This window comes from Lysinibacillus capsici (assembly GCF_003367505.1).
Lineage (GTDB): Bacteria > Bacillota > Bacilli > Bacillales_A > Planococcaceae > Lysinibacillus > Lysinibacillus capsici.
Map to the genome: position 1 here is coordinate 46,796 of NZ_PXXX01000003.1, position 13,464 is coordinate 60,259.

The following is a 13,464-nucleotide window of genomic DNA, read 5'->3' on the forward strand; positions in this document are numbered from 1 at the left end:
TTATTACAATAGGTGAATGGGATTTGGATAGCGCATTTTACGTTCAAATGATGAAATGCACAGTGCTAGTTCCTCAATACCAGTATAAATTAATGGTTCATCTACCTGAGAAATACTTAAACGAATAAGATTATCTTTTTTAAATTCTGGTAGATACATTCTAGCAGCGTCATCCATCAATATATTTTTTTCCTTTAATAAATGAACCACCTGCCTAGCACTTACATTATCAGGAAGAACAACGGAAAGATAAAAGCCTGATACTGGTTTCGTATAGTTAGTAGAGGTGGGAAGTAATGATTCGCAAGCCTCCTGTAAAACGCTCATTTTTCTTACATAAAGCTCTTTAATCTTTTTAATATGACTATTAAACATACCGCTTTTTAAATAAATGTCTAAGGCACCCTGCGAGAGCACAGAGCTATTGAAATCAGCACTAAATTTATAACGTAGAAAATGATTTGTCATTATAGTGGGAAGGACGACTGTCGCTACTCTTAAACCCGGAAGAAATACCTTTGAAAAGCTTTTAATATAAATAACCCTGCCAGTGGGATTAAAAGAAAAAAACGGATCCGCTTTTTTATTAGGATCTAAATCTCCTAAAAAATCATCCTCCACAATATAAACATCATATTTTTCTGCTAATTCCACAATCTTTCTTTTTTCGTCATTTGTATAGCTATGACCAAGAGGATTATGGAATCTCGGCACAGTATAAAAAAACTTAATGTCATTATTGCGAAAAATATAGTCAAGACGATCTAAATCAATGCCCTCCATTGTTAAATCAATCCCAAAAGTTGTAGCTTGTTGCAGATGGACAGATTCTATAAAACCAAAATAGGTAGGCTGTTCTATTAATATATTATTTTTACCATTCGGAAAAGGCATTGCCGCTAGTAAATGTAATGCTTGCTGTGAGCCCGAGACAACAAATAATCGATCAGGTTCAGTAAAGACCTGTAAGTCCTGTAGATACTTAGCCAATTGTACACGCAGCGAGTAAAGCCCTTGCTGATCACTATAACTAAATAATTCTTCTTTATATGTGTCAATAGCTTGATTGATGCAATGCTGAAATTCAATATAGGGCATAATGCTTTTGTCTGGGCCAGCTGATAAAAAATCAATAACTTGTTGGTTTGTAGTTGGTTGCTCTATGTTATTCACAACATAATAGCCACTTTTGGGTTTGGAAAAAATAAGATGCTCCTTTTCTAATTCATTATACGCTCTTATCACTGTATTTTTACTGCAGGAAAATTGCTCAGACAGTTGTCGAACGGAAGGTAGTTTACTGCCTGCAAGGAGCACACCATTAGCAAGCTGCTCTTTAATGTCCTCTACAACTTCTAAATATTTTGCAATCATCATCCTTCCTCCTTTATCTGTACCAGGACAGTTGGTAGAAAATTCTGTTTATTTTTGAGATAGCGCCACTTACTATGGATTATACCAGGGACAGATGGAGAGGAAAATGAAAGGATGAGAACATGCAGGATAAAAGAAAAGAAAAAATAGGTTTGCTGTTAGGATTTGTGGGCGTAATTTGCTTTAGTCTAACGTTACCCGCAACAAGTACAGCTGTACCATATTTTGGAGCGACGATTGTAGGATTGGGGAGAGCTGTCATTGCGGCGTTCATCGTAGCCATTGTTTTACTTGTAAGAAAAGAAAGACTACCGACTGCTAGACAATTTAAAAGCTTGATAATAGTATCCTTTGGCGCTGTATTAGGGTTTCCTTTACTTACATCTTGGGCAATGATAAGGTTACCAGTTTCTCACGGAGCGGTAGAATTAGCACTTTTACCTTTAGCGACTGCGGGCTTTGCTTTATTCAGAGCAGGTGAACGTCCCTCATTTAAGTTTTGGTTATCGAGTGTTATTGGGGCTATAGCCGTTATTATTTATGCTAGCTTTTTAGGCTTAGGCCAATTACATATGGCAGATCTAGCATTATTAGCAGCAGTTGTAATATTAGGTCTTAGCTATGCAGAAGGAGGACAGTTAGCGAAGGAATTAGGGAGCTGGCAGGTGATTGCTTGGGCTATTTTGATGGCGGCTCCCTTTTTTATTGTCCCTGTCATTTCCCAATTTTCCTTGGAAATGCTACATGCCCCTCTTACAGCGTGGGTTAGCCTGTTATATTTAGCTGTTGTCAGTCAGTTTTTAGCATATGTTGCTTGGTATGGGGGAATGGCTTTAGGAGGTATTGCAAGAGTTAGTCAGATCCAATATTTACAGCCATTTTTAATGATTCTTTTTGCTACGCTATTTTTAAATGAATCCATCTCTTGGTTTACGATCGTCGTGGCAATGATTGTCGTGATTTCCGTCATTGTTGGCAAAAATACAACCATTACAAAGAAGGATGCTAAGACAGCTCAAATAAACATCATCAAAGAATAGTAGCCATTTCTACATTGCCACATCGTTTATAATAAAGGAGGAGGTGCTATCTATGAAGATTCAATTTTTTAGTCGGGCGAATTGTCCTTTATGTGTAGAAGGATTACAGACATTAAAGCTTGTTCAGGAAGATGTTCTATTTGATATTGAAATAATTGATATAGAGCAGGATGATCGTATACATGAAAAATATATGCTAATGATTCCGGTAGTTGAAAAAGAGGGTGTCGTCATTCAGTATGGTCATTTAGATTATGCCACGTTAATGGAGCGATTAGGCAGTTAATCTACTGAAAGTATAAAGAATTATTAACGGTATAAATGACTTTATTATTAGCTGTCATTCTCACAATTCACAAATTGTTCAATGAAAGCGGTTTGAATTTGAACAGTTTGTGAAGACCTTCACATTAGACTTTCTTTTCCTAAAAATCGGAGTAGAATAGGTATCAAGTAAGAAGTTGTTATAAAACAGTTTAGCAAATGTATCACAAATTTTAGTGGTTGTTATATTACAAAAATGAATGATGTGAAGGGAGATTTTACAATGTGGGTTATTACAGTATTTGAGAAAAAGGACGTTCGTATTTTTGAATTTACAAATAAAACTGAAGCAACAAAAGCTTTAGAAGGTTTTAAAAAGAATGCGATTTTATCTTTCACTAAATAAGTTCAACAAAGTCTTGTAGCTGTTTTTAGAGCTATGAGGCTTTTTTTTATCCAGAACAATACAACTACTTGCACTTTAAAACAATGCATATTATAATAAAAGCATAAGTGGGACACAAAATAATTAAGTGGGTTAAAAACAAACCCACCACTATTAATTAGGGGAGTAGATAGATATGTTAACTGTTCCAGAGGCACAGCAAAGGCTACTTCCTGAAATGTATCCGCTTCTGCAAGCAAGATATCGAATATTGCAAGCCGTTCAACTTATGCAACCAATCGGGCGACGTACACTAGCTGATTCACTGAAAATGACAGAAAGAGAAATACGCAAAGAAACTGATATTTTACGTGAACAAGGGTTATTAGATGCGCAAAAGTCGGGTATGGTATGTACAGATGATGGTGATATAGTCATTGAAAAATTAAGAGCTATCGTTTATGAATGGTCTGGTTTAACCCAGCTTGCAAAAGTGCTTGAAAGCCACTTTGGCATTCAACGTGTAGTCGTAGTTCCTGGTGATTACAATGAGGATCATACAATCCTAAGCATGCTAGGCAAAGAAGCAGCATTGCAATTTATGTCGGCTGCTTTTGATGAGCAAGTTGTAGCTGTCACTGGTGGAAAATCTGTTGCCTCACTTGCACAGTTTTTACATCCTTTAGACGGACAAAAGGATATCACTTTTGTAGCTGCACGTGGGGGGATTGGACATGAAATGCAAATGCAGGCCAATACACTTGTTGCAACATTTGCCATGCAAATGGAAACACAATACCGTACTTTATTTTTACCAGAGCATTTAAGTGAGCAAGCTTATCAAGCGATGCTAACAGAGCCGATGGTAACAGAAATGATGGCCTTCTATGATCAAGCAGATTGCGTCATTCATGGGATTGGCTCTGCAGAGGAAATGGCGATTCGTCGCAACTCATCTCCTGAGGATTTGCGAATTCTTGAGGAAAAAGGCGCTGTGAGTGAGGCTTTCGGTTATTATTTCAATGCCGATGGAGAAATAGTACATCGTATACGGACAATTGGTATCCAGCTTGAGCAGGTACAAAACAGTGAGCAGGTCATTGCTGTTGCAGCAGGAAAACAGAAGGTCAATGCAATGCTTTCTTATTTCAAAGTAGCACCTAAGCAAACCATATTTGTAACAGATGAAGCAGCGGCCAAAGCAATTGCTGCTAAAATATCTTCTATAGAAAATAAGCATCTTGAATGATGGCAAAGTTGTAAACATGTCACTCGATCTCAGAAAGTGCTAAAGCATTTTTTGAATGAGCATAAAGTAAATTTTGATGTCTCTATTCATAGAGACAGACATCACACATTATTGGAGGAATTAACAATGGCATTAAAATTAGCGATTAATGGATTTGGACGTATTGGACGTTTAGTATTTCGTGAGGCAATGAAGCATGATGAATTTGAAGTAGTAGCCGTAAACGACTTAACAGATGCTGGTCAGCTTGCGCACTTATTGAAATATGATTCAGTACACGGTATCTATGATGCTGAAGTCAATGCAGATGAAGATTCTTTCGTAGTAAATGGTCAACGTGTAAAAGTATATGCTGAAAAAGATCCTGCCCAATTACCATGGGGCGAATTAGGCGTAGATGTAGTGCTTGAATGTACTGGTCGATTCCGTTCAATGGAAGAAGTAGGCAAGCATATTGAAGCAGGGGCGAAAAAAGCGATTCTATCGGCACCAGCAAAAGGCGCAATGCCTACATTTGTTATGGGTGTAAACCATGAGGATTATAACCCAGCAACTGATGATGTGATCTCCAATGCTTCTTGTACAACTAACTGTCTAGCACCAGTAGCTAAAGTGCTTGATGAGAAATTTGGCATTGAACGTGGTATGATGACAACAATTCACTCTTATACAAATGACCAACGAATTCTAGACTTCCCACACTCTGACCCTCGTCGTGCACGTGCTGGAGCGGTGTCTATGATTCCAACAACAACAGGTGCAGCGGTAGCTGTATCAAAAGTATTACCACAATTAAAAGGTAAGCTAGATGGTTTCTCTATGCGTGTGCCAACACCTAACGTATCATGTGTTGACTTAGTTGTAGAGCTAAAAGCAGATGTATCGAAAGAAACGATTAATGCAGCATTAAAAGAAGCTTCTGAAAATGAATTAAAAGGCATTTTAGATTACAATGAGCTACCATTGGTATCAATTGATTATAACGGTAACCATTATTCTTCTACGGTAGATGGCCTTTCAACAATGGTGTTAGAAAACAAAATGGTGAAAGTTTTAGCTTGGTATGATAACGAAATTGGTTACTCTACTCGCTTAATGGACCTAGCTTTATACATTGCTGAACAAGGCTTAAACCATAAATAAGTATCATATTTCGACATTTTGAGTAAAAAGTGTGACATATTACTGCTTTTTATGCACAAAAAGTATAGCCTTTATAATATCGAATAGATATAATATACAAGGGTATTGGGAGTAAGGGATAACCCTTACTCCTTTTTTCTAGATTCAGCAGAAAACCCCACCTCTATAGGTAATGAGATGATTACACCAATGACTCTCTTGATTCATTGGTGTTCAATCATCGACTGAATCAAGATAAAAGCCTCAGCGAATGTCACAGATTTTGAAGAGGAACAAGTTCGGAAAAAATAAATACACTGAGGCGTAATTGATACATGTTGATTGCAAGACATAACAGTTAACTTTTGCTACTATAAAAACAAGTATTAGGGTTCATTATCAAAAGTTGGAGAATCATACTTACACGAGATAGTGACGCTGAAAAATTACCAAAATGACTATTCAATTTAGTAAGCATGGTGTAGAGCCAAGATGGGTAAAACACAAGGGTGTAAGACTAAAACAAACTTTGAAGGGAGTTTCTTCATGTTAAATAAGAAAACAATGAAAGATATTGATGTTAAGGGTCAACGCGTTTTTGTACGTGTAGATTTTAATGTACCAATGGCAGACGGTGCTATTACCGATGAGACGCGTATTCGTGCAGCTATTCCTACAATTGAGTATTTAGTAGAGCAGGGTGCTAAAGTTATTCTAGCTTCTCACTTAGGTCGTCCAAAAGGTGAAGTAAAAGAGGATATGCGTTTAACGGCTGTTGGCATTCGCTTAGCGGAATTAATGGGCAAGCCTGTTACGAAGCTTGATGAATCCATTGGGCAAGCGGTGGAAGAAGCCGTTGCAAACATGCAAGATGGAGATATTCTACTGCTTGAAAATGTACGCTTCCATGCTGGTGAAGAGAAAAATGATCCTACATTAGCACAGCAATTTGCTCAGCTAGCAGATATTTATGTTAATGATGCTTTTGGTGCAGCCCACCGAGCTCATGCTTCTACAGAAGGAATTGCTAAGCATATTCCAGCTGTATCTGGATTCTTAATGCAAAAGGAATTAGATGTACTAGGTAAGGCATTGTCTAACCCTGAGCATCCGTTTACAGCCATTATTGGTGGTGCCAAAGTAAAAGATAAAATTGGTGTTATTGAAAGCCTTTTAGAAAAAGTAGATCACTTAATTATCGGTGGTGGTTTATCCTTTACATTTATTAAGGCACAAGGCCACGATATCGGTAAATCATTGCTAGAGGAAGATAAAATTGAGCTAGCAAAGTCCTTTATTGAGAAGGCAAAAGCAAAAGGTGTGCAATTACATATGCCAGTCGATGCTGTTGTGGCAAATGAATTTTCACAGGATGCTGAAACACAAATCGTTGATGTAGATGCTATTCCAGCTGATTGGATGGGTCTAGATATTGGACCTAAAACGGCTGCAAACTATGCAGAAGTTATCAAAAACTCTAAATTAATCATTTGGAATGGACCAATGGGTGTCTTTGAAATGGACAAATTTGCAAACGGCACAAAAACAGTTGCTGATGCAATGGCAACAACAGCTGGCTACACAGTAATCGGTGGCGGTGATTCAGCTGCAGCAGTTGAAAAATTTGAAGTAGCAGATAAGATGGATCATATTTCTACAGGTGGTGGTGCTTCCTTAGAATTAATGGAAGGCAAAGAGCTTCCAGGGATTGTAGCACTAAACGATAAATAAGCTAATCGGAGGCAAAATGATGCGTAAACCAATTATTGCAGGTAACTGGAAAATGTTTAAAACATTTGAAGAGGCTATTCAGTTTGTAGATGCTGTACAAGAAAAACTTCCTTCCAATGACAAAGTAGATGCTGTTATTTGCGCACCAGCTCTTTACCTACCTACACTTGTGCAAGTTGCTAGTGAGTCAGAGCTGGCAATTGGTGCACAAACTATGCACTATGAAAATGAAGGTGCTTTTACGGGTGAAATTAGTCCAGCACAGCTAGCAAGTGTGGATGTTGACTATGTCATTTTAGGACACTCTGAACGTCGCGAATACTACAATGAAACAGATGAAGCGATTAATAAGAAGGTAGCAGCAGCACTTGCACATACTATCGTACCTATTATTTGCTGTGGCGAAACACTAGAAGAACGTGAAGCAGGCACAACAGAGCAAAAAGTGGCTGGTCAAATTAAAGCAGCACTTGCTGGGTTTGAAGCACAGCAAGTAGAGCACATGGTCATTGCGTATGAACCGATTTGGGCGATTGGTACTGGTAAAACGGCTACGGCAGACGATGCAAATCAAGTATGCGGAGCGATTCGAGCAGTAGTAGAAGAGCTATATAATGCTGAAACTGCGAATGCCTTGCGCATTCAATATGGTGGCAGTGTTAAGCCTGATAACATTCAGGAGCTTTTATCCAAAGAACATATTGATGGTGCTTTAGTTGGTGGAGCAAGCTTACAACCAGAATCTTATTTAACATTATTGGAGGCGGCAGCAAATGCCTAAAAAGCCAGTAGCATTAATTATTTTAGATGGCTTTGCATTTCGAGATGAAACATTCGGGAATGCAGTAGCACAGGCCAATAAGCCAAATTTTGATCGATATTGGCATCAATTTCCTCATGCGACATTAACAGCAGCGGGAGAAGCCGTTGGATTACCTGAAGGACAGATGGGGAATTCTGAGGTGGGGCACTTAAATATCGGTGCAGGACGTATCGTCTATCAAAGCTTAACACGCTTAAATAAATCTATTCGTGATGGAGATTTCTTCACGAATCAAGCCTTTTTAGATGCAGTAGCACATGTGAAAGCTCATCAGTCAAAGCTACATGTTATGGGCTTATTATCAGACGGTGGTGTTCATAGTCATTATGAGCATATGTTTGCACTATTAAAGCTAGCTAAACAGCAAGGATTAGAGGAAGTTTATATACATGGCTTCTTAGATGGTCGTGATGTTGGTCCAACAACAGCATTAGACTATATCGAAGAAACGGAAAAGCAAATGGCTGAAATAGGCATAGGGCAATTTGCTTCTATTCATGGACGTTACTATGCAATGGATCGCGATAAACGTTGGGATCGTGTGGCACTGACTTACAATGTACTGGTGGATGGCGTCGGTCAAACAGCAGAAAGTGCTAAAAGTGGTGTAGCAGCATCCTATGAGCGTGAGGTAACAGATGAATTTGTCATCCCATTTAGCATTCAAGAGCATGGTGAGCCAGTAGCAACAATTGGCGATCATGATGCAGTGATTTTCTTTAACTTCCGTCCCGATCGTGCCATTCAGCTGTCAACAGTTTTTACAAATGGAGCATTCGATGGCTTTGCTATATCTGCAAATCATCCAAAGAATTTAAAATTTGTGTCCTTCACACACTATAGTGATGAAGTCAACGCTCAGGTTGCTTATGAAAATGACAACTTGAAAAATACAATTGGTGAAGTATTAGCGACGAATGGGAAAACACAGTTGCGGATTGCGGAAACTGAAAAATATCCACATGTTACATTCTTTATGAGTGGTGGACGTGAGGAAAAATTCCCTGGTGAGGAACGTATTTTAATTGCTTCTCCCAAGGTGGCGACATACGATTTAAAACCTGAAATGTCTGCCTATGAGGTGACAGAAGCCTTACTTGCAGAAATTGCGGCTGAAAAATTTGATGGCATTATTCTTAACTTTGCCAACCCTGATATGGTTGGTCATAGTGGAATGCTGGAGCCAACAATTAAAGCCATTGAAGCAGTAGATGAATGCTTAGGGAAAGTAGTAGACGCACTCCTTGCAAAAGGTGGCGCAGCTATTATTACAGCTGACCATGGCAACTCTGATGAAGTGTTAACTTTAGCAGGTGAGCCAATGACAGCTCATACAACAAATCCTGTTCCAGTAATTGTGACAAAACCAAATATAATGTTAAGAAATGGTGGTATTTTAGCCGATTTAGCGCCAACCATGTTAGAATTATTAGAGGTGTCACAGCCTACTGAAATGACAGGACAATCATTAATTGAAAAAGAGGAGAATTAATTATGCCATTTATTACACAAGTTTATGCGCGCGAAGTTTTAGACTCACGTGGGAACCCAACAGTAGAGGTTGAAGTATTTACAGAATCAGGCGCATTTGGCCGCGCAATCGTACCATCAGGTGCATCAACAGGTGAATACGAAGCGGTAGAATTACGCGATGGTGACAAATCTCGTTACCTAGGCAAAGGTGTATTAAAAGCAGTTGAAAATGTAAACACAATTATTGCGGAAGAATTAGAAGGTAACTATTCTGTTCTTGATCAAGTAGTCATCGACAAAGCTTTAATCGAGCTAGATGGCACAGAAAACAAAGGCAAGCTTGGTGCCAACGCAATTCTAGGTGTATCCATGGCAGTTGCACATGCTGCGGCAGATTATTTAGATGTACCTCTTTATCAATATCTTGGTGGGTTCAATTCTAAGCAATTACCAGTACCAATGATGAACATCCTAAACGGTGGTGCTCACGCTGATAACAATGTAGACATTCAGGAATTCATGGTTATGCCTGTTGGTGCAGAATCATTCCGTCATGCATTACGTATTGGCGCTGAGATCTTCCATAGCCTAAAAGCTGTTCTAAAAGCAAAAGGCTACAACACAGCAGTAGGTGATGAAGGTGGTTTTGCACCAAACCTAGGCTCTAACGAAGAAGCAATTACAGTGATCTTAGAAGCGATTGAAAAAGCAGGCTACAAACCAGGTGACGAAGTGAAACTTGCAATGGACGTAGCATCCTCTGAACTATTCAATAAAGAAGATGGCAAATACCACTTAGATGGTGAAGGTGTTGTCAAAACTTCTGAGGAAATGGTAGATTGGTACGAAGAGTTAACAAATAAATACCCAATCATTTCAATTGAAGATGGCTTAGACGAAAACGACTGGGCTGGACACAAGCTATTAACAGACCGTATCGGCAATCGCGTACAATTAGTAGGTGATGACCTATTTGTAACAAATACGAAAAAATTATCAGCAGGTATTGAGCAAGGCGTAGGAAATGCCATCCTTATCAAAGTAAACCAAATCGGTACGTTAACTGAAACATTTGAAGCGATCGAAATGGCGAAACGTGCAGGCTACACAGCGGTTATTTCTCACCGTTCTGGTGAATCAGAAGATGCGACAATTGCTGATATCGCTGTTGCAACAAATGCTGGTCAAATTAAAACAGGTGCTCCATCACGTACAGACCGTGTAGCTAAATACAACCAACTTCTTCGCATCGAAGATCAACTTGGTTCAACAGCAGAGTATCTTGGTTTAAATTCATTCTATAACTTAAAATAAGTATTTGATTGAAGAGAAAATACTTTGAATTTAGTAATACACAGCTTTTATATTTGAACCATGTTGTACATTTAGGCTTATGTATTGCTTCAACCTCTGATTTATAAGTGTGATAAACACTTGTAGATTGGGGGTTTTTTAGTTACTTATCTAATTACAGAGTAAGCTTATTCAATTAGAACAACCGAAAGCGGTGGACATTAAGTATCTATTCATTGAAACCTATTACAACATTCTGTTATTATTTAACCTAATTAACTAATATCAACCATATTTACATAATGATAAAAAATTACTGAGGGGTAATAACATGAAGAGAAAAACCAAATCGGTTATTAGTATCATTGTAATATTAATTATTTTCGGTGGAGCATTTGGTTACATCAAATTCACTGAGCATATGAATAAATCTACTCCCGAGGAAGAAAAAACAATCGCTGGATATGTTGAAGTAACTTCTAAGGATGGAACTGTTCTAAAAAAAGAAAATGAAATATATCCAGATGACTTAATAGAACACAAAATGAACGAAACCATTCATAGTATGTCTCATCAGAAGGTTGAAGCGGAAATAAAATGGGGTCACGAGCAAATAACACAAGAAAAGGTTGACCGATTGTTAGCTATAGCCAAAGAAAGCAATTATAAATATAAAGAGCTTTACATTTCAATATTGGAAAGATGGTCGAAGGGTGATTTTTCAAATGCAGTTGACGACCACAATTCCATATGGGAAATGCAAGGCGGCGATGAAGAAGCTTCAGGGAAAGCAATTCGTCTATTAACTCCATCAGAAGAGCAAGCTTATATTCAACACAATTTAGAATATGACTTATATTGAATACCATTTTGCGAAAGCTAAATAGACGAATTTCAAAAAATGCCTCAAAGTTTGAATTAACTTTGAGGCATTTTAACATATAAAAAAGATTAACGTGAAGCGGCATGGCAGGCCAATACGGTGCAGGTTTCAAAGAGGTAAGGAAGCTTTCTAGTGAGACAGCTACAGCAACAGAACAAATTGAAACCTCTCTAAAACGATTACGAGTAATATTCAAGCACTTATGGGAAGCATGGAGCAAATTGGAGCAGCCTCTAATGATCAGGCAGAGCAGGTTCAACAATTTAGTGAAGCTATTGAAAAACCTAAATGATATATAAGTGAGCAAATGGCGCTTTACATAAAAGGTCTCTTACGATAATAAGAAAAGACAGTCTACTAATATTAGACTGTCCTGACTATTGTTATGGCTGTGACCAATGCTGATCTAGTTCTTGATCGAGATAGACCCAGCCCTTCCAGGCAATATGAATCGTATCCATAATAAAGTAAGGATCATATTCATGATCTGAAAAATCAACATAGGCAACCTTTGCATCCTTTAATACTTGCTCCATTTTATCGTAATACTTTTGACGACGTTCCTCAGGATAGCCATTATAATCATACCAATAGCCATTAACTGGAATGGAGACGAATAGTGGTTTGGCACCTGCATCCTTTAAAACATCGATAACTAGTTGGAAATCCTCATATTCAGGAGAGTTTGTATAATCCTCTTTTTTTCGTATATCTTTAAACTTTGAAAATTTAGCATTTACAAGTCGCTGATAGGCGCGATCTTCAATCATATAGTCGTTGGATACACGATTCTCCCCATATGCCTCTGCATGCTGCAATTGTTGCTCAAAGCTTTGATTGGCAATCAGCTTGTCATTACTTTTTAATGCATGACCTTTACGTGGGAAAATGGAATAATATAAATCCTTCTTTTCTAGTAACTCCTTGTGGAAACGCCCCGCGACCATGGCCATACGTCCAGTAATTGGTTTTTCCTTGCCGTTAGACATTTGATATTGGTACATGGTCTTTAAGAGGCGATCTCGTTTGACAGTATCAAATTCAAGTAGGCGCTCCATTGCTCTTTTACGAAGGTTGGCATCCATCTCCTGATTAAAGGCTAAATCATAAGCATGTAACATGGAATAATTCGGTGAAAAGTGAAATTCACCCATGCCCTTCTCTGTAAACCACTGAGGGGAGATGATAAAGACCACTTTTTTATCCTTTAAATTCTTTTCTTGTGCTGCGAAATTCAAGAAGTGAGTAATGGACTGCATGCCTCCACGCCCAATCATAAATGTCGAATACGGAGCATCAGTTGCTCGCGTATAATTGTATGGATGGAACGGATCAAAACGGTTTAATTCCGAGGAGCCATAAAGTGGCATGGAATTAGGCTCCTGCAACATTCGCTCCTGTAAATATGTGCCCTGAAATACAAGTGGAGACATGTTCGTTTTGGCTTGCTCCACATCCTCATTGGATATCCATGCTTTAATCCAAGCATTAGGAAAAAAGACAAAGCCAGTAAAAAGAGCAAATGCAATAAATAAAGAAAGAAAGCCTTTTTTGATCATTGTCTTTCAGCTAATTTCCCTGCTATTCGATTAGGCGTATTCCATTCTTCACGATTGAAATCAGTAATAGGGACAGAAATATTAAAACGGTTTTCAATTTCAACTAATAAATTAATTGTCCCAAACGAATCTAGTAAACCTTCTTCAAATAAATCAATATCTGGATTTTCTACAATAATTTCATCTTCACATAACTCGACTAGCATTTCTAAAACTTGTTGTTGATCCATTAATAATTCTCCTTTAGTGAACAGGCTCTTATAGCCCT

At 38.2% G+C, this 13,464-nt stretch carries 13 protein-coding genes; 10 read left to right on the forward strand and 3 right to left on the reverse strand.

Annotated elements, in window-relative coordinates:
• Positions 1–3 precede the first annotated feature (3 nt).
• Complete coding sequence (locus C7B89_RS01335) at positions 4–1,374, reverse strand: aminotransferase-like domain-containing protein (protein ID WP_115673015.1); 1,371 nt, start codon at positions 1,372–1,374, stop codon at positions 4–6.
• A gap of 122 nt (positions 1,375–1,496) precedes the next feature.
• On the opposite strand from C7B89_RS01335, the gene C7B89_RS01340 reads away from it, so the two are divergent.
• From C7B89_RS01340 to C7B89_RS01380, 10 genes are all read left to right on the forward strand, one after another.
• Positions 1,497–2,414 carry a DMT family transporter gene (locus tag C7B89_RS01340; RefSeq protein WP_054549561.1) on the forward strand — a complete coding sequence of 306 codons (918 nt, stop codon included), beginning with the start codon at positions 1,497–1,499 and terminating at the stop codon, positions 2,412–2,414.
• Positions 2,415–2,466: 52 nt separating this feature from the next.
• Positions 2,467–2,700, forward strand: coding sequence for a glutaredoxin family protein (locus C7B89_RS01345; protein ID WP_048390876.1), 234 nt, complete (start codon positions 2,467–2,469; stop codon positions 2,698–2,700).
• Between the two features lie 261 nt (positions 2,701–2,961).
• Positions 2,962–3,084, forward strand: a complete 123-nt coding sequence (locus C7B89_RS23375; protein WP_004228055.1) for a hypothetical protein — start codon at positions 2,962–2,964, stop codon at positions 3,082–3,084.
• Positions 3,085–3,259: 175 nt separating this feature from the next.
• Positions 3,260–4,312 (forward strand): sugar-binding transcriptional regulator, encoded by a 1,053-nt coding sequence (locus C7B89_RS01350; protein ID WP_048390878.1) that lies wholly within the window; start codon positions 3,260–3,262, stop codon positions 4,310–4,312.
• Between the two features lie 126 nt (positions 4,313–4,438).
• On the forward strand, positions 4,439–5,455 hold the full coding sequence (gene gap, locus C7B89_RS01355) for a type I glyceraldehyde-3-phosphate dehydrogenase (RefSeq protein ID WP_004228061.1): 1,017 nt from the start codon (positions 4,439–4,441) through the stop codon (positions 5,453–5,455).
• Positions 5,456–5,980: 525 nt separating this feature from the next.
• Positions 5,981–7,165 (forward strand): phosphoglycerate kinase, encoded by a 1,185-nt coding sequence (locus tag C7B89_RS01360; protein WP_026023505.1) that lies wholly within the window; start codon positions 5,981–5,983, stop codon positions 7,163–7,165.
• Between the two features lie 19 nt (positions 7,166–7,184).
• Complete coding sequence (tpiA, locus tag C7B89_RS01365; RefSeq protein ID WP_115673016.1) at positions 7,185–7,946, forward strand: triose-phosphate isomerase; 762 nt, start codon at positions 7,185–7,187, stop codon at positions 7,944–7,946.
• Positions 7,939–9,480: a 2,3-bisphosphoglycerate-independent phosphoglycerate mutase gene (gene gpmI, locus C7B89_RS01370; protein ID WP_103118783.1), complete on the forward strand. Its 1,542-nt coding sequence runs from the start codon at positions 7,939–7,941 to the stop codon at positions 9,478–9,480. Before tpiA ends, gpmI begins: the two co-directional genes overlap by 8 nt.
• A gap of 2 nt (positions 9,481–9,482) precedes the next feature.
• On the forward strand, positions 9,483–10,775 hold the full coding sequence (eno, locus tag C7B89_RS01375) for a phosphopyruvate hydratase (protein WP_048390885.1): 1,293 nt from the start codon (positions 9,483–9,485) through the stop codon (positions 10,773–10,775).
• Between the two features lie 310 nt (positions 10,776–11,085).
• Complete coding sequence (locus tag C7B89_RS01380; protein WP_115673017.1) at positions 11,086–11,616, forward strand: DUF6241 domain-containing protein; 531 nt, start codon at positions 11,086–11,088, stop codon at positions 11,614–11,616.
• Positions 11,617–12,020: 404 nt separating this feature from the next.
• On the opposite strand, the gene dltD is transcribed toward C7B89_RS01380, so the two are convergent.
• Together dltD and dltC are read right to left on the reverse strand one after the other, a co-directional pair.
• Positions 12,021–13,196, reverse strand: a complete 1,176-nt coding sequence (gene dltD / locus C7B89_RS01390) for a D-alanyl-lipoteichoic acid biosynthesis protein DltD (protein WP_115673018.1) — start codon at positions 13,194–13,196, stop codon at positions 12,021–12,023.
• Entirely contained in the window at positions 13,193–13,426 is a 234-nt protein-coding gene (gene dltC, locus C7B89_RS01395; RefSeq protein ID WP_016994756.1) for a D-alanine--poly(phosphoribitol) ligase subunit 2, read from the reverse strand. Before dltC ends, dltD begins: the two co-directional genes overlap by 4 nt.
• Between the last annotated feature and the right edge of the window lie 38 nt (positions 13,427–13,464).

Bases quoted from the DNA above. Each gene is read 5' to 3' on its own strand.
- C7B89_RS01335 (WP_115673015.1), bottom strand. From the start codon at position 1,374: ATGATTGCAAAATATTTAGAAGTTGTAGAGGACATTAAAGAGCAGCTT.
- C7B89_RS01340 (WP_054549561.1), top strand. From the start codon at position 1,497: ATGCAGGATAAAAGAAAAGAAAAAATAGGTTTGCTGTTAGGATTTGTG.
- C7B89_RS01345 (WP_048390876.1), top strand. From the start codon at position 2,467: ATGAAGATTCAATTTTTTAGTCGGGCGAATTGTCCTTTATGTGTAGAA.
- C7B89_RS23375 (WP_004228055.1), top strand. From the start codon at position 2,962: ATGTGGGTTATTACAGTATTTGAGAAAAAGGACGTTCGTATTTTTGAA.
- C7B89_RS01350 (WP_048390878.1), top strand. From the start codon at position 3,260: ATGTTAACTGTTCCAGAGGCACAGCAAAGGCTACTTCCTGAAATGTAT.
- gap (WP_004228061.1), top strand. From the start codon at position 4,439: ATGGCATTAAAATTAGCGATTAATGGATTTGGACGTATTGGACGTTTA.
- C7B89_RS01360 (WP_026023505.1), top strand. From the start codon at position 5,981: ATGTTAAATAAGAAAACAATGAAAGATATTGATGTTAAGGGTCAACGC.
- tpiA (WP_115673016.1), top strand. From the start codon at position 7,185: ATGCGTAAACCAATTATTGCAGGTAACTGGAAAATGTTTAAAACATTT.
- gpmI (WP_103118783.1), top strand. From the start codon at position 7,939: ATGCCTAAAAAGCCAGTAGCATTAATTATTTTAGATGGCTTTGCATTT.
- eno (WP_048390885.1), top strand. From the start codon at position 9,483: ATGCCATTTATTACACAAGTTTATGCGCGCGAAGTTTTAGACTCACGT.
- C7B89_RS01380 (WP_115673017.1), top strand. From the start codon at position 11,086: ATGAAGAGAAAAACCAAATCGGTTATTAGTATCATTGTAATATTAATT.
- dltD (WP_115673018.1), bottom strand. From the start codon at position 13,196: ATGATCAAAAAAGGCTTTCTTTCTTTATTTATTGCATTTGCTCTTTTT.
- dltC (WP_016994756.1), bottom strand. From the start codon at position 13,426: ATGGATCAACAACAAGTTTTAGAAATGCTAGTCGAGTTATGTGAAGAT.